The 17,385-nt window shown below is 32.7% G+C and carries 18 protein-coding genes and 1 other annotated feature; all 18 genes read left to right on the forward strand.

From position 1 onward, the window contains the following. Positions 1–11 precede the first annotated feature (11 nt). The 18 genes from sigE (at position 12) to BHF71_RS12060 (ending at position 16,485) form a co-directional block, all read left to right on the forward strand. Entirely contained in the window at positions 12–734 is a 723-nt protein-coding gene (gene sigE, locus BHF71_RS05105; RefSeq protein WP_069656592.1) for an RNA polymerase sporulation sigma factor SigE, read from the forward strand. Between the two features lie 61 nt (positions 735–795). Next, a complete protein-coding gene (gene sigG, locus BHF71_RS05110; RefSeq protein WP_069656593.1) occupies positions 796–1,572 on the forward strand; it encodes an RNA polymerase sporulation sigma factor SigG in 777 nt (258 codons plus the stop codon). 113 nt (positions 1,573–1,685) lie between these two features. Further along, on the forward strand, positions 1,686–1,979 hold the full coding sequence (locus BHF71_RS05115) for a YlmC/YmxH family sporulation protein (RefSeq protein ID WP_069656594.1): 294 nt from the start codon (positions 1,686–1,688) through the stop codon (positions 1,977–1,979). 122 nt (positions 1,980–2,101) lie between these two features. Continuing rightward, positions 2,102–2,938: a peptidoglycan editing factor PgeF gene (gene pgeF, locus BHF71_RS05120; protein WP_069656595.1), complete on the forward strand. Its 837-nt coding sequence runs from the start codon at positions 2,102–2,104 to the stop codon at positions 2,936–2,938. Beyond that, positions 2,935–3,612 (forward strand): YggS family pyridoxal phosphate-dependent enzyme, encoded by a 678-nt coding sequence (locus tag BHF71_RS05125; RefSeq protein ID WP_069656596.1) that lies wholly within the window; start codon positions 2,935–2,937, stop codon positions 3,610–3,612. The genes pgeF and BHF71_RS05125 overlap by 4 nt, the downstream gene beginning before the upstream one ends. A 48-nt stretch (positions 3,613–3,660) precedes the next feature. Next, positions 3,661–4,065: a cell division protein SepF gene (locus BHF71_RS05130; protein ID WP_069656597.1), complete on the forward strand. Its 405-nt coding sequence runs from the start codon at positions 3,661–3,663 to the stop codon at positions 4,063–4,065. 52 nt (positions 4,066–4,117) lie between these two features. Then, complete coding sequence (locus BHF71_RS05135; RefSeq protein ID WP_069656598.1) at positions 4,118–4,381, forward strand: YggT family protein; 264 nt, start codon at positions 4,118–4,120, stop codon at positions 4,379–4,381. A gap of 21 nt (positions 4,382–4,402) precedes the next feature. Then, positions 4,403–5,185 carry a YlmH family RNA-binding protein gene (locus BHF71_RS05140; RefSeq protein ID WP_069656599.1) on the forward strand — a complete coding sequence of 261 codons (783 nt, stop codon included), beginning with the start codon at positions 4,403–4,405 and terminating at the stop codon, positions 5,183–5,185. Between the two features lie 90 nt (positions 5,186–5,275). Continuing rightward, positions 5,276–5,773, forward strand: coding sequence for a DivIVA domain-containing protein (locus tag BHF71_RS05145; protein WP_069656610.1), 498 nt, complete (start codon positions 5,276–5,278; stop codon positions 5,771–5,773). A gap of 50 nt (positions 5,774–5,823) precedes the next feature. After that, positions 5,824–6,040 (forward strand) — a binding site (T-box leader). A 146-nt stretch (positions 6,041–6,186) separates the two neighbouring features. Continuing rightward, entirely contained in the window at positions 6,187–8,919 is a 2,733-nt protein-coding gene (ileS, locus tag BHF71_RS05150) for an isoleucine--tRNA ligase (protein WP_069656611.1), read from the forward strand. A gap of 159 nt (positions 8,920–9,078) precedes the next feature. After that, positions 9,079–9,771 carry a YIP1 family protein gene (locus tag BHF71_RS05155; protein ID WP_069656600.1) on the forward strand — a complete coding sequence of 231 codons (693 nt, stop codon included), beginning with the start codon at positions 9,079–9,081 and terminating at the stop codon, positions 9,769–9,771. Positions 9,772–9,862: 91 nt separating this feature from the next. After that, a complete protein-coding gene (locus BHF71_RS05160; protein WP_069656601.1) occupies positions 9,863–11,113 on the forward strand; it encodes an efflux RND transporter periplasmic adaptor subunit in 1,251 nt (416 codons plus the stop codon). Further along, positions 11,110–11,787: an ABC transporter ATP-binding protein gene (locus BHF71_RS05165; RefSeq protein ID WP_069656602.1), complete on the forward strand. Its 678-nt coding sequence runs from the start codon at positions 11,110–11,112 to the stop codon at positions 11,785–11,787. The genes BHF71_RS05160 and BHF71_RS05165 overlap by 4 nt, the downstream gene beginning before the upstream one ends. A gap of 33 nt (positions 11,788–11,820) precedes the next feature. Then, a complete protein-coding gene (locus BHF71_RS05170) occupies positions 11,821–13,023 on the forward strand; it encodes an ABC transporter permease (protein WP_069656603.1) in 1,203 nt (400 codons plus the stop codon). A 350-nt stretch (positions 13,024–13,373) separates the two neighbouring features. Next, entirely contained in the window at positions 13,374–14,198 is an 825-nt protein-coding gene (locus BHF71_RS05180; RefSeq protein WP_176717309.1) for an alpha/beta fold hydrolase, read from the forward strand. 13 nt (positions 14,199–14,211) lie between these two features. Next, a complete protein-coding gene (locus tag BHF71_RS05185; RefSeq protein ID WP_069656606.1) occupies positions 14,212–15,612 on the forward strand; it encodes a sensor histidine kinase in 1,401 nt (466 codons plus the stop codon). Between the two features lie 2 nt (positions 15,613–15,614). Continuing rightward, a complete protein-coding gene (locus BHF71_RS05190) occupies positions 15,615–16,265 on the forward strand; it encodes a response regulator transcription factor (protein ID WP_069656607.1) in 651 nt (216 codons plus the stop codon). 52 nt (positions 16,266–16,317) lie between these two features. Then, positions 16,318–16,485: a hypothetical protein gene (locus BHF71_RS12060; RefSeq protein ID WP_176717310.1), complete on the forward strand. Its 168-nt coding sequence runs from the start codon at positions 16,318–16,320 to the stop codon at positions 16,483–16,485. Positions 16,486–17,385 lie beyond the last annotated feature (900 nt).

The following is a 17,385-nucleotide window of genomic DNA, read 5'->3' on the forward strand; positions in this document are numbered from 1 at the left end:
GGGGGTATCGTATGTTTGTAAGATTAAAAATTAAATTTCAATTATTATGGCATCGAATCTTATTTTTCTTAGGTCTTAAAACTGAAGAAATTCATTATATTGGAGGAAGTGAGACTCTTCCACCACCATTAACTAGGGAAGAGGAAGAAATTTTACTGGAAAAATTACCTAACGGAGATAATGCGGTTAAATCGATGCTCATTGAGCGTAATCTTCGTTTAGTAGTTTATATTGCTCGAAAGTTTGATAACACAGGAGTAAACATTGAAGATCTTGTCTCAATTGGTTCTATAGGATTGATAAAAGCAGTGAACACTTTCGATATTGACAAAAAAATCAAATTAGCAACATATGCTTCACGCTGCATTGAGAATGAAATACTAATGTTTCTCAGACGGAATAATAAAATAAAAACAGAAGTATCCTTTGATGAACCTTTAAACATAGATTGGGATGGAAATGAATTATTACTTTCAGATATTTTAGGGACAGAAAATGATACCATATCTAAAAATCTTGAGGAAGAAGTTGATAAAAAATTATTAAATAAAGCACTTGAGAAACTAAATGATCGGGAAAAGATGATTATGAAACTACGTTTTGGACTAGAAGATGGAGTTGAAAAAACTCAAAAAGATGTGGCTGACATGCTTGGTATATCCCAATCTTACATTTCAAGATTAGAAAAAAGAATTATCAAAAGATTAAGAAAAGAAATCGATAAGATGATCTAAAGCATATTTTTCCCACTCTAAGGAGATACTTACTACAAGAACTCCTATAGGGGTGAGAGAGATGTCAAGAAACAAAGTTGAGATTTGTGGTGTGGATACATCAAAATTACCCGTTTTAAAGAATGAGGAAATGCGGAAATTATTCTTAAAGTTGAATGAAGGTGATCGCTCAGCAAGGGAAACGCTAGTAAATGGCAATTTAAGATTAGTTTTAAGTGTGATTCAAAGGTTTAATAATCGTGGAGAATATGTTGATGATTTGTTTCAAGTAGGATGTATAGGTTTGATGAAAGCAATCGATAACTTCGACTTAAGTCAGAATGTCAAATTTTCTACATATGCAGTTCCAATGATTATTGGTGAAATTAGGAGGTATCTGAGAGATAATAACCCTATACGCGTTTCACGTTCGTTGCGGGATATCGCATATAAAGCTTTACAAGTCAGAGACACTTTAACCAATCAAAAATCTCGAGAACCAACAATATATGAGATTTCTCAAGAATTAAATGTTTCCAAAGAAGATGTTGTTTTTGCTCTAGATGCAATACAAGATCCTGTATCTTTATTCGAGCCGATTTACCATGATGGTGGTGATCCCATATATGTGATGGATCAGATCAGTGATGATAAGAATAGGGATGAGCAATGGATAGAAGAAATTGCTCTTAAACAAGCTTTAAATCGTTTAAATGAGAGGGAAAGAATGATTTTATCTAAACGATTTTATGAGGGAAAAACGCAAATGGAAGTTGCAGAAGAGATAGGAATATCTCAAGCTCAGGTATCAAGACTAGAAAAGGCTGCCATTAATCAGATGCAAAAACATATAAAATAACGATTCAATCGAGGCCGATCTTTCTTTAGATTGGCCTTTATTTTGTTTGTACATTTTTATACCTTTTATCATATATATTAAGTAAAGAAGAAAAAGTGTAGGTGGGCTGTCAAATGCTTAAAATTTCAGAGTTCCAAACGAAAGATGTAGTCAATATATTTGATGGGAAAAAATTAGGGAACGTTACCGATTTGGAAATAGATTTACGTCATGGTAGGGTTGAATCATTGATTGTGCCTGCTCAAAGTAAATTATTTGGTTTGTTTGGTAATGGGGCAGAATATATCATACCGTGGAACAATATAATCAAAATCGGTGTAGATGTTGTATTAGTTAAACTTGACGATCATTCCTATCGTTCATCTGATTCTAATGAAGAATATGAGCTTTTTAAGAAAAATAATTAAGATAATTAAATGCACACGAGAAGTGTGCAATTATTTTTTTATCTGTTTCCACTCCCAAAAGCCGTTATCATTTTTGTTCGGATAATAATTTTTATGGTATTATGTTATAAAGGAGTGTTATAATGGAAACTTTTGTAATTAATAATGATCCTCTTCCTCATTTCACAATCCCATCCTGGACAAAATTGTTACCGGATTTAAGTGTTGGTTTTTCAACGAGAATAGGTGGTCAAAGTGTAGGTAATTATGATTCAATGAATCTAGCTTTGCATGTGGGAGACCATAAGGAACATGTAATTGCAAACCGACAAAAATTAATGTCTATAATTGGTTTTTCCTATGATGCATGGACAGTTGCTGAACAGATTCATGGTAATCATATAGAAATAATAACAGATGAAAAACGGGGTAGAGGAAGATTTGATCAAAAGGATGCAATTCCAGCTACTGATGGTTTGTTGACTGATGAACCAGATATATTATTAACTTCCTATTATGCTGATTGTGTTCCATTATTCTTTTTAGATCCTAAAAAAAGAGTTGTCGGATTAGCACATGCAGGATGGAAAGGTACGGTTCTAAAAATTGCTGAAAAGATGGTCGAAGCGATGGTAAAACATTATCAATCAAGTATCAAAGAGATTAGAGTAGCAATAGGTCCTTCGATTGGGCAATGTTGTTATGAGGTAAACCATCAAGTAATTGATCCCTTACGTGAAGCGATAGATAATCTACCTCAAGATGCAATTATAGATAAAAAAAATGGCCATTTTGATTTGGACTTAAAAAAAATTAATCGACAAATTTTGATAAATGCAGGAATTTTGTATGAAAATATCGAAATTTCTTCACTGTGCACAAGTTGTAATCCGGACTTATTATTTTCGTATAGAAGGGATCAAGGGCTTACTGGAAGAATGGCTTCCTGGATTGGACTTAGGAGGGATGAAGGGGTTTGAGTTTAGAAGCAAATCTAGCATTAATTAAAGAACGAATCAAACGTTCCTGTATTAAAAGTAATCGAAATCAAAATGACGTTAAGATTATCGCTGTAACAAAGTACGTTGATGTAGACCAAACGAAGGAAGTCTTGGATTTGGGATTAGAACATCTTGGAGAAAATCGTGTGCAAAATGCTCTACCTAAGTATGAGAAACTACAGGGGCGCGGGTTTTGGCATTTTATTGGAAGATTACAGTCAAAAAAGGTAAAACAGATTTTAGGAAAATTTGATTATATTCATTCCCTAGATCGCTTATCTTTAGCTGAAGAAATAGATAAAAGAGCTAAACAATTGGGTATTAAGGTAAAGTGTTTTGTTCAAGTTAATATCTCCAAAGAAGAAACCAAAACAGGTGTTGAACCAGAGAATTTGCTGGATTTTATTAAAGAGGTTTCTAAGTTTGATTCAATTCAACTTGTCGGCCTGATGACTATGGCTCCCTACGTAGAAGATAAAGAATTAACTAGACCTATTTTTCGCAAGCTTCGTGAGTTACTTGAACAAATAAATGATCAAAATATTTTAGATTACAAGTTGACTGAACTATCAATGGGGATGTCCAATGATTTTGAAGTAGCGATTGAAGAGGGGGCAACATTTATTCGTATAGGTTCCCTATTATTGAAATAGATATGGTTTAGATAAACATAAATCTTTTTGAAGAGGAGGATTAACAATATGATGGGAAAAATCATGGGACTATTGGGCCTTGAAGAAGAGGAAGAGTTGGAAACAGAAGTTGAAGAGGAAGTATTTCCAAGTAGAAAAAACAGGAATCAAAGTGGAAATATTATCAGCTTACATAGCCAAAAAAATGTAAAGGTAGTGCTACAAGAGCCTCGTTCTTATGAAGAAACACAAGAAATAGCAGATCATTTACGTTCTCATCGTCCTGTAATTGTGAACTTACAACGATTAAGTGCTGATCAAGCTAGAAGAGTGGTAGATTTTTTGAGTGGATGCGTGTATGCTTTAAATGGGGATATAAAAAAAATCGGAGCAAGTATTTTTTTGTGTACCCCAGATAACATAGATATACAGGGGGCAATTACTGAAATTTTGCCTGGGGATGAACATAATTAATGATCTTTACTAGGGAATTTGATTGAATATTAAACAACTTTGAGGTGATTAAATGATTTATTTATATAAGTTAGTGGACATAGTTTATGAGATATACTATTGGTTAACTATTGCCTATATCTTAATGTCATGGGCACCACATTTAAGAACAACACAAATTGGTGAATTGATAGGAAAATTGGTAGAGCCTTATTTGCGTCCATTTAGACAAATTATTCCACCATTAGGGATGATCGATATTTCACCAATCGTAGCATTATTGGCTCTTTGGTTTATTAAAATTGGACTTCAACAAATTATAGTCATATTGTTTTAATCATTAATTTGGGGGTTCTTTATGAATAAACATCAACTATATGTGCACTACCTAAAAGAAGAACATCCCTTTGTAGATAGAATTATTGAATGGTCTGAAAGGGTTGTTAAAACCCATATCCCAATAAGAACAGATTTTGTTGATCCCAGACAGTTACAGATAATCAAGGACATCGTCAATTCTTATATGGATTTGACGATGTTTTTTGATGGTGGCTATGAAGAAGCGGAACGAACAAGAGTGATTATAGCACCAGATTATTCGGTATATAATCCTATGGATATGGGGTTGACTTTTTTTAATATCAATAGTAAAACTAAATTCATATCATTACAGCATAGGGATATTTTAGGTGCACTATTAAGCTTAGGCATTAAGCGTGAAAAATTCGGTGATATTTTAATTTCTGATGATAAAAATCAGTTAATCGTGGCAGAAGAGATTGCTGACTATGTTCGATTAGAGTTAACCCAAATAGCTAATGCCAAGGTTAGTTTAGAGGAGATTAAAAGAGAAGATTTAATTGATGTAAATCAAATTTTACAAACTGTAACACTAACAGTCTCCTCTTTAAGAGTCGATACAGTCCTTAGTGGGTTATATAATCAATCTAGGGTAAAAGTTGGGGAACTTATTAAGAAAAAACTCTTAAAAGTTAATTGGAAAATTATCGATCGGGTTGATTATAAATTGAAAGTAGGGGATGTGATTTCACTAAGAGGCTTTGGTCGCAGTAAATTCCTAGAAGAGGAAGGAACTACGAAAAAAGGACGAATTAGGGTGAGATTTGGAAAATTAATTTAAGGAAATGAAGGATTTTATAAATACTTGTCGAATGAGTAGAAGATGAAGAACTTAGAAGCAAATGAAGAAAAATTCTGGGAGGTGTTTATGGTGCCATTAACACCATTAGACATTCATAATAAAGAATTTAGTAAAAGTTTTAGAGGTTATGACCAAGATGAGGTAAATGAATTTCTTAATCAAATAATAAAGGATTATGAAGCGCTAATTCGTCAAAACAAAGATTACGAAGAAAAAATTGCACAACTGACCGAAAGATTGAATCATTTTTCCAATATTGAAGAAAGTATCAATAAATCGATTATAGTCGCTCAAGATACAGCAGAAGAAGTTAAGGCTAATGCTAAAAAGGAAGCGCAATTAATCGTTAAAGAAGCAGAAAAAAATGCAGATCGAATCATCAATGATGCACTTATGAAATCAAGAAATATCTCTTTAGAAATAGAGGAATTAAAAAAGAGGGCGGCAATCTTTAGAACCCGTTTTCGTACTTTAGTTGAAGCACAACTAGAATTACTTGATAATCAAGCTTGGGAAGAGCTTGACGAGTTATCAAAAATTGATCAAAATGAGGTTGAAAAGGTTTAAATTATTGACTTAATGTTAATAATTAGTTATAATTTACAACCAAAAAGAAAAATTATACGATGACTGGGACAGGTTTGATAGAACAGATATTTAAAGCGAGCTAGGGATGGTGTAAGCCTAGTAATATAGTCTATCAAATATCACCCAAGAGTAACTTTTCCGAAAAGGCAAAATCCTTAGTAAGAAAAGTCGGTATTTTACCGTTATCATAATTAAGTGGCCATGTGCTATTAGGGTGGTACCGCGGGTTCCCTTCTCGTCCCTTACGGAATGAGAAGGTTTTTTTATTTTTTAGATATTTCATGATTAAGAGATTAATTACAATATTAGGATGACAGTGCTTAAGAAGGAGTGAAGATAAATTGGCTGTTGATTACGGAAAAACCTTAAATTTGCCTAAAACAGATTTTCCAATGAGGGGAAATCTTCCTAAAAGAGAACCAGAAATTCAAAATTGGTGGGATGAAATAAACATTTATCAGAAGGTTCAAGAAAAACAAAAGGGAAAACCAAAGTTTATCCTACATGATGGACCTCCTTATGCAAATGGAGACATTCATATCGGTCATGCCCTTAATAAAGTATTAAAAGACTTTATTGTTCGTTTTAAAACGATGCAAGGGTATGATGCACCATATGTACCAGGTTGGGATACCCACGGACTTCCAATCGAACACGCTGTTGTAAAAAACGAAAAAATCGATCGTCGTAAAGTTGGTGCGATAGAGTTTAGAAATTATTGCCGAGATTATGCCCTCAAGTATGTTGAAAAACAAAAGGAGCAATTTAAGCGTTTAGGTGTAAGGGGAGATTTTGAAAATCCTTATATTACCCTAAAGCCTGAATATGAGGCAAAACAGTTAAAAGTTTTTGGAGAGATGGCTAAAAAAGGTTTAATCTATAAGGGCTTGAAGCCAGTATATTGGTCACCATCATCTGAGTCAGCATTGGCTGAGGCAGAGATTGAATACATGGAAAAACGTTCACCTTCTATTTATGTTGCGTTTGAAGTGGTTGATGGAAATGGTGTATTACCTAACGGTTCAAATGTAGTGATTTGGACAACAACACCTTGGACTATTCCGGCAAACCTAGCTATTTCTGTAAATCCAGACTTCGAATATGTATTATTTAAAGCTAATGAGCAAGAGTATGTTGTTGCTAAAGATCTGCTAAATAGTGTTAAAGATGAAGTAGGTTTCGAATCGGTTGAGGTTGTAAAAGAGATTTCTGGTAAAGAATTAGAAGGTGTAATTACAAAGCATCCATTCTATGACCGGGTGTCACCATTAATTTTAGGTGATCATGTAACTTTAGATGCTGGTACAGGATGTGTACACACTGCGCCAGGTCATGGGGAAGAGGACTTCTATATTGGTCAAAAGTATGAATTAGATGTGCTATGTCCTGTTGATGAACAAGGGAAGCTAACCCATGAAGCACCTGGTTTTGAAGGAATGTTTTATGAAGATGCTAATAAAGAAGTTACAAAGAAGTTAGATGAAAATGGCAAACTGTTAAAATTAAGTTTCATTAAGCACCAATATGCACATGACTGGAGAACCAAAAAGCCAACCATTTTCCGTGCTACTGAACAATGGTTTGCATCAATTGATGCTATTCGTCAAAATATGTTAGATGAGATTAAGAAAGTAAAATGGGTTCCTCACTGGGGCGAACAGCGTCTGCACAATATGATTGCTGATCGTAATGATTGGTGTATTTCTAGACAAAGGATCTGGGGAGTACCAATTCCAATATTCTATTGTAAGGATTGTGGTGAAACAATCATTAACGATCAGACCATTGACCACATTGTTAAATTAGTTGAAAAAGAGGGTAGTAATGTTTGGTTTGCTAAAGAGATTGAAGAGCTTCTTCCAGAAGGATTCAAGTGTCCAAAATGTGGCGGAGATCACTTTAGAAAAGAAACAGATATTATGGACGTTTGGTTTGATTCAGGCTCCAGCCATTTTGCTGTCCTAGAAGGACGTGAAGATTTACAATGGCCAGCTGATTTATACTTAGAAGGATCAGATCAATATCGTGGTTGGTTTAATTCCTCACTTTCTACAAGTGTTGCTATGACCGGTAAAGCACCTTATAAAGAGGTATTAAGCCATGGTTTTACACTTGATGGAGAAGGCAGAAAAATGTCTAAGTCCTTAGGAAATGTTGTCGTACCTAAAAAAATCATGGATCAATTAGGGGCTGACATTCTTCGTCTTTGGGTTGCATCCGTTGATTATCAGGCTGACGTGAGGATTTCTAATGATATTCTTAAACAGATTTCTGAAGTTTATCGCAAGATAAGAAATACTTTAAGATTCTTAGTCGGTAACTTAGAAGGATTTGATCCAAAGACTGATAAAGTGGCACTTAATGAAATGAATGAATTAGATCAATATATCATGATGAGAACCAAACAATTAATAGATAAGGTAATCAAAGCATACGATGAGTATGAGTTTCATACTGTATATCAAGCGGTTCATAATTTCTGTACAGTTGATATGAGTTCCTTCTACTTAGATATTATTAAGGATACATTATATATCGAACCTTTACATTCTAAAGCGCGTAAAGCTGCACAAACTGTTCTTTACGAGACTTTACTGGCTATTGTTAAATTAGTTGCGCCGATATTACCACATACTGCTGATGAAATTTGGAAATACATTCCTGGTGTTGAGGAGATTAGTGTACAACTAGTTGAGCTACCAGACTGGTCAGATGTTACAATTAATCAAGAATTAATGGATAAATGGGATAAATTCTTAGATGTCCGTGATGAAGTATTAAAAGCTTTAGAAGTTGCGCGTAAAGAGAAGTTGATCGGTCATTCTCTTGCTGCAGCAGTTACCATCTACCCAACAGAAGAAACAACTAAAGTTTTAGCTCAATTTAGTGATTTAGATAAGTTGTTTATCGTTTCTCATGTAGAAGTAAAAGAAGCTAATTCTGAAGTTCCAGAAAAAGCAATGACACTAGAAGGATTAAGTGTATTAGTAACTGTAGCGGAAGGTGAAAAATGTGAACGTTGTTGGACTGTTACACCTGAGGTAGGTAAGAAAACCGCTGACCTCTGTCCAAAATGTGCAGATATTGTGGAAGAGCATTATAGCGAATTAGATAATCAAGAGTAATAAATTATTTAAGCTTAGGACTTCATGTTCTAAGCTTTTTTTATGCAATCTTTTATGAATATATTTTGAATTTTATGACTAATTTTGTCGAATCTGATGACAAACAATGATATTAATTATAAAATATGCTCGTAAATGAAAATCTATGGAGGTGGTCTGATGACGCAACTAGAGAGTAATCATAATATAGATGTTGATGCTCCAAAACCAAACTTGTTCAAGGTATTATTTCAACCAGGAGAATTAAAAAAGCTAAATGATAATCCAGTGATTCTAGTACCGGGACTAATTCTTACTTTAATAGTAGCTATATCTGGGTTAATAACAACTAAGGGCTTAATCGACTCGGGATTTCTTGAACAACAACTTGGTGGAGAAATTCCAATTGAAAATATCAAAGTTTTTTCATATATCGGAGCGGTATTAGGTGGAATATTTAGTATTTGGTTAGCCTTCTTGATTTTAGCAGGAATATTGCGTTTATTTAGTATATTTATTGGCTCACAAGTTAAATTTAAAACCCTTTTCTCCCTTTCTATGTTTACTTATGGCGTGATAGTTTTACAAGGATTATTGGTTGGTACCTTGGCACTGATTATGGGAGTATCAGCTGTAGATATTAATTTAGGTCTTGGGGTCTTTGTATCTGAAAAAACAGGCTTTATATCTGCAGTCTTATCTTCGATTACTATTTTTACTGTTTGGTGGTATTACTTGCTTAGTGTTGGTTATAGTGAAGTAGCAAAAATTTCTTTGAAAAAATCGTTCTTAGTAATCGGTATTATTTCATTGATTTTTCTATTAATCATAGGTGGGTTAGGAACGCTAAGTTCCATGACTCCGCAAATTTAAAATAAATTACTTAGATTTTGAGAATTTGATTGAAATAGCGCATTTGGCGCTATTTTTCCTATTTAGCTTATCGTAATTGAGGTGAGTGGTAATGAAGAAAAAAATATCGATAATTTTTTTGGGGCTAGTTTTATTAAGTGCAATTATTTATATCAATATTAATAATATTAAAGAAACGCAAAGCTCAGCAAATTTGATAAAAATTACTTATCCAAAAAAAGAAGTGAACGAAAATACTGTATACGCATTAGGAAAAATTGAAATGAAAGATACAACAGAATTATATTCTAAATTAAATGGTCAAATCCAGCAAATAGCAGTTAAAGAAGGGGATGAGGTTGAGCAAAATCAAGTAATAGCAACCCTTGACCCCACAAATATGCTGCGAAACCGAGATCAACTAGAAGAAAGCTTATCGGAATTATATTTAGAACAGAAAAAAATAGGTCAATCTAAACAAATCAATGAATTAATTCTTAAGGAGGCTAATATTAGTTTAGGAGAGGCAGAATCAGAATATCAAAAAGCTTTAGATGGTTTTAATGGCGGCTGGGTCACAAAAGAAGCATTAGAAAAAGCTAAAAAACAGTTAGAGTTAGCTGATCTACAATATAAAAAAGCGGAACTTCAGGTTAAAGTTGAGGAAGATAGGGAGATAGTGTCTGCCAAGTTGCTTCAATTAAAGATACAGAACATTAAGCAACAATTAGAACAATTAAAAAAGGATTTAGAAAATGCTAAAATAACCGCAACAAACAGCGGTTCAGTTATTCGAATTTTTGTAAAAGAGGGACAGTATGTAAATGTGGGAACTTCGATTGCATTAATTGGTTCATTAAATGAATTAGAGGTTGTTGGTAGAGTAAATGAGTTTGATTCTGCAAAAATCAAAGAGGGAGATAGGGTAACAATAGATGGAGATGCTTTCACTAAGGAATATAAAGGAAAAATTACATATATATCACCTATTGCAGTAGATTCATTGGACGGCCGAGAAACAAATATTGAGATTAGGGTAGACTTTGAAGATAATATTCAAGGGCTCAAACCAGGTTACAACGTATATATGACCATCGAACCAGCAAACTCAAATGATGTTTATCTGATTCCAAGTAGTTCGCTTGTATCAAAAGATAACAAAGATTATGTCTATGTTTTGGTAGATAATCAGGTTGTAGAAAAGGAAATAAGAATAAAGTCAGACCAAGATTCTCAAGAAGAATTGGAAGTAACATCGGGATTGAGGGAACAGGATAAAATAATTGTTAATCCATGGGAAAATATTAAGGACGGAGAAACTATTAATCTAGAAATGGTAGAAGAAATAGGTGAAGATGTATGATCCATCTTGAGAAGATATCCAAAGAATATAGTGATGGTGACATTCGTGTTATTGCTTTAAATGATGTCAGTTTAACGATCGAACAAGGTGAATTTGTTGCTGTTATGGGACCTTCAGGATCAGGAAAGTCAACTCTAATGAATATATTAGGTTGTTTAGATGTACCAAGCAGCGGTGTTTACCGTTTAAATGATAGACAAATTAATAATCTTACTGCTATAGAACTTGCGGCGCTTCGTAACCAAACGATAGGTTTCATTTTTCAAACTTTTCATCTATTACCTCGTTTGTCTGTACTAAAAAATGTTGAATTACCGATGCTTTATCGGGGGGTAAGACAAAGGGAACGACGACAAAGGGCAATAGAGTTATTAAAAATGGTTGGACTTGAAGAAAGATTGCACCATCAACCTAATCAACTTTCTGGGGGGCAAAAACAAAGGGTAGCAATTGCCCGTGCCTTAGCAAATAATCCCTCCATTATCCTTGCCGATGAACCAACAGGTAACCTTGATACTAATACTAGTATTGAGATAATGAATATCCTTACTGATTTAAATAAACAAGGGGTAACGATAGTATTAGTTACTCACGAAGAAGATATAGCTTTATTTGCTTCACGTATAATTAGATTTCGTGATGGTCAAATTGTTGAAGATAGCCTAGTATCTTAGCATGAAAGACCACACAGTGTGAGGGGATTTTGGATGAATTTATCAGAATATTTCAAACTAGCAGTGGATAGTTTGAGGATTAATAAGTTACGTTCATTTTTAACATTGATAGGAATTATTGTTGGTGTTGGATCTGTGATAGCTGTTGTTATGATCGCTCATAGTGGACAAGAGGGAATAATTGATGCCATTTCTCAAGATGGTAAAAATGTGTTTTATATTTATAATAGCGAACCAAATGGCGTCTACGGTTCACGGGCAGCATTACGCATAAATGATATATCCTTTTTAAAAAGGAAGTTGGATCAAGAAGTATTAATTAGTGGTTATAACATTGGAAGAGTTGAAGTTAGAATTAACAAAAAGCAAGAGTATGTTGATGTCCAAGCGGTTTCAGCGTCATATAAAGAGATAACCAAGAATTTAGATCTGATTAGTGGCAGGTTTTATTCTGAGTCAGAGGAGCGTTCGAGATTAAAAGTTATTGTAATCAACAATGTACTAGCTGATAAATACTATGATAATGCAAAATCAGCGGTAGGAAAAACTATTGTTTTAAATAACGTTCCATTTAAAATAATAGGGGTTTATAAAGAATCTACGATTTTGGGCTTAGGAGGGAAAAGGTTAAATAGTTATCTGCCATTAAATCTTTGGAATCGAATGACGGATAATATGCAAGAAAAAATTGCCGGGATCCAGGTCAAAGTGATATCGGAAGAAGTAAATATGCAGGATATTATGAAGCAAACAGTTTCATTATTGGCTGAAAAACATCGTGTGCCGAAGGAACAATATATTACACAGTCGATTGAACAAACAGAAAAAGTAGTTAACTCTGTATTTGGTTTTATCAAGGTGATAGTGGGGGCGATTGCGGGAGTTTCCCTTTTTGTCGGCGGTGTCGGAGTAATGAATATCATGTTAGTGACAGTTGTAGAGAGAACACAAGAGATAGGGATTCGAAAGGCCATTGGAGCTAAACCACAAGACATTCTGTACCAATTCATAATTGAAGCTCTGATATTAACCTTATTTGGTGGATTAATTGGTGCAGTACTAGGTGTGGGTACAGCATACATCATTACTTTGCTATTAAAATGGGAGTTTGTCATTTCCTGGTCAATAATCGGTTTATCCTTTGTGATTACCACACTGATTGGCCTGTTCTTTGGGATTTATCCGGCTAATAAAGCAGCGAACCTTGATCCGATTGAGGCACTTCGCTATGAATAGGGAGACCATTTAGTTTGCAAAATCAAAATAAAGGGGTATCAAATATGGAGCTTCAATATTTTTTTAAGCTTTTTAATAAATATTTATCAAAACATCCATTTATTAAGGTAACTTTAATAGCTATAGCATTATTATCTATCTTTGTGTTTGCGGAAGAAGTCGGAGAAAGTATAGGATCAATACTTTATTTCATAACTCATAAATAAATTGATAGCTATAAAGGCAAACATTATTCATTTTATGACAATCAATCAACTACTTTAAATTCAGCATGTTCAGGTTAATTATTGGTCCATATAGAGACTCAGATATATAATTTTTTTCCTAAACCTCAAATGCCCGATATTATAATGCTAACTGAAAGGAATCTTTCGCACTATTCAGTCGGGCAATATAGGTATGAAAGTGAGGTTAATTCTAGTTATAAAGAAAACAATTATATAACCGGAAAGTACTATCAGAATTTAGCTGAAACGGATGAAAAGCCAGTACATGTAATTTTTATCCACGGTTGGAGAATGAAAAATTTAACTAAGATTAAGAAAATGTTTTTAAAGCAATTTATGGAATTTGGCTATAACATGTATTTTTTTACACTACCGTATCATTTTGATAGAACTCCAGAGATTTCGCTATATAATGGAGAACTTATGATTAGTGCAAATATTGAAAGGACGCTGGTAGCTGTTAAACAAGCAGTTCAAGATTTAAGGAGTCTGATTTATTGGTTAAAGGAAAACTATGGTGGAAAAGTGGTGCTTGTAGGAGTTAGCCTTGGTGGATATGTTGCAAATCTAACTAGTATTGTAGAAAAAGAAATAGACTTACTGGTTTCAATTATGTATGCTAACAATTTAGCCCACGTTATTTGGAACTCAACCACAGGTAAATATATTAAACAGGAGTTGGAGAAGAATAGAATCACATTTAAACAATTAAATGATCATTGGAGATTAATAACTCCTAGTAATTTCAAACCCATAATACCGTTAGAAAACATATTACTAATTAATGGAAAGTATGATTTATATGTAACTCCTGAAGATTCTGAACATTTTTGGCAAGCTTGGGGAAGACCTAATAGGATTTCATATCCTAGCGGACATTCAGGGATAGTTTTTAATAGGAGCAAAATTGCAAGAGATGTTATTGCTTTTATGAAACAAAAAGTATGAGTTGGAGGCGGTTATGTCTTTTTCAATAATTTTTCTATTTTTCATATTATGGATTTTATTGTGGACAGTAGCATTTATCGTCGTAAATACAGATTCAAAAAATGAATATAATCGATGGCTAGGTTTGTTTACTTTTTTAGCTGGATTTGGTGGATTAGCAGTTTTCATAAGAGAGTTTATAGAACTAATTAAAATTATAGGAGTACAAATTCCGACAATTGATGGAATATTCTCTTCATTCGCTCACTACTTGGCGCCTTACGCTTTATTAATGTTTGCGATTATTAATACAGAAATATTCAGGAATCGGTGGGATAAATGGAAAAATAGAATTGCTATTATCCTATTAATACCACCTCTATTATCATATATATTATTTCCTGTATATCCTAAATTCTCACCTTCATATACGTTTATAGTGTTCTGGGCAGTTGGGTACATTGTGATAGCTAACTTAATGTTTATCTATTCATGGATTACTACTCAGAACCCAAGACAAAAGATAAATCAGCTATTCACTTGTGTTTTGTTTGTTCCTGCCCTAACATTTGTAGCGTTTTCTAATTACATTTTACCAGCGTTAAATATCCAAAATATTTGGATATATAATAGTTGGATAGTGATTCTTCTATTCATACTATTTATTTTCTTTGGATGGAAATATGGAGTATTAGGTGTAAAGATTAAGTTTGAAAAGTATTCACTCGATAACACAATGAGGGCAATGACTTCTGGAACTGCAATCCTTAATCATACTTTGAAAAATGAAGTAGTCAAAATATCTGTTTGTATTGAGGAATTAAAAAAAATAATTAAAGAATATAATATACCTACTAAGGATTATATTGATATAATTACCAATTCAACAGAACACATAATGGACATGATTAAAAGACTTAATACTTCGATGCAAGATATAGAAGTCAAAGAGCAAGCAGTTAATCTTGCAAATGTTATTGAACTTTCAGTACATAATATGAAATCTACTTTTGAAAAAAATAATGTGAAAATTAAAAAGAATTTAAGAGATGACATCATTTTAATTTTTGATAGGGTACATTTAAGAGAAATGATAAATAACATCCTAATGAACTCAGTTGAAGCTATTCATTCAGCAGGAGAAATTAATATAGAAATGACAATAAATCCAAAATATTTGACGTTAGCTATTAAAGATAATGGTATAGGAATTTCAAAAAATAATTTATCTAACATTTTCGATCCATTCTTTTCAACAAAGAAAAAAAGTTCTAATTTTGGATTGGGATTAACGTACTGTTACAATGTTATGCAAAAAAGCGGCGGTTATCTTGAAATCGATAGTAAAGAAAACATTGGAACTACTGTATACCTTAATTTCCCAATTAAAAAAGTATTCACCAAATATTCGATAGATGAAGTGCGGGAGGAGTAAAAATGGATAGAATTGGGATTTTCATAGTAGAAGACGATCCATTCTGGATGAAGCTTATAAAAAAATTAATAAATGAGCAAAGTGATATGTTTGTTATTGGTTCAGCTTCAAGTAAGGAAGAAGTTGTCAATCTAATTAAAACCTTAGAAGTTGATATAATAGTTATGGATATAAATCTATCGGGTAATATATATGATGGGATTGAAGCGACATTAAAGATTACCCAAAACAAATCAATCAAAGTGATCATGTTAACCTCGTATGAAGATGAAGATATTATTAGAGATTCTTTCATAGCTGGTGCTGTGAATTTCATCTCTAAAAGAAGATATAAAGAACTACCAGATGCAATTCGTCTAACATTTTCTAATTCCTCGCCAATAGAAGTTGTCCTTCGAGAGTTTTCAAGGTTAAAAAGGGAAGAGCAATTAAAAGATTTATCCCCAGCAGAAAGAGAAGTATTTGAGCTGATAGAACAAGGATATTCGCATGCAGAGATGGCCAATACTCTATTGAAAGCAGAAAGTACTATAAAGAAACAAATAACTAAGATACTAAAAAAATTAGGAGTTCGTACCTCTAGAGAAGCAGTGATGAAAGTAAAAAGTAAAGGTTTAATTAAAAATAGTTTCTCTGGAAAATCTATGGATTAGGAAAGACAATAAAATAATAAGATGGTTAATCATGTTGGGATGGAGATGTAATATGTCAAATAAAAAGATAGAAAAGTTAAATTTAATAATTATATGGATTGTTGTTCTTATCTTATTTATCAATTTTCTTTTTATTTATAAATCACCAATAACTACTGTTACAACAATTGTTACATTCATTTCTGCCGTAGTAGTAACAGTAACATATTTTAAATCATGAAAAATTTACAAGTTTTGAACTGGAACTCTAGAGATAAGATAATTCCAATTACTAAGTTTAAAGAAAAGAATTATTATATAGACAAACAGATCGGATTAAAGATAAATCTGTATAATACCACTATTTCCAGTTTAATAAAGGTGAAAATTTGTCAAAACTAAATAAATTAGAAGAAGGAGAGATAAATGTATGGATAAAATAAAGAAAATTCTAGGTGAAAAATATGTGGTAGTATTATCAGTTTTCTTTTATATTTCCGTTGTTCTCGTTGCGATAAGTTCATATATTGTAATAGATAAAATAAAAATTTTTATTTTAATCACTGTTCTCTTGGGATATTTAATAAACGCGATATATATAATCTTCAAACTAATATTCTGGTCTAGTAAAAGGAACAAGGATATTTAAAATTATTATTTATAACCATCTCAATTTTTGGAAGGATGAGGTGCTATGTTTTATAGCACTTTTTTATTTGAAGGTAGTATAAAAGATTCCACTTACTAACTTTAAAGAAAAGAATTATTATATAGACAAACAGGAAAAATATTTTAAAGATACAGTTACTAACAAGATATTCGTCCCTAATTTCAGAAAATTCAAAATTAAGTGGTGTTAATACTTAGATTATAGTTCCAAATAACAAAACTTAAGGTAGTGTCAAAAGTTCTATGAAAAATTAAACGTTTGGTGAAAAAGAAATTAAGAATGACAAAATTGGGGAACAAAGAACTTCACAAAGGGTTAAACAAGTATAGCAAAAGCATGACTTCATTTAAACAGTGACAAAAAAGAGCATACTGAAGCAGACTCTTAAAACAGAGCCTAATTAATACTGTTAGATTAAGCAGACTGTTGCTCTAAAATAAATTCCTGTGACAACTCAATAAGTTTAGACCA

It is taken from the genome of Vulcanibacillus modesticaldus (assembly GCF_001730235.1).
In the GTDB taxonomy this organism is placed as follows: Bacteria; Bacillota; Bacilli; order Tepidibacillales; family Tepidibacillaceae; genus Vulcanibacillus; species Vulcanibacillus modesticaldus.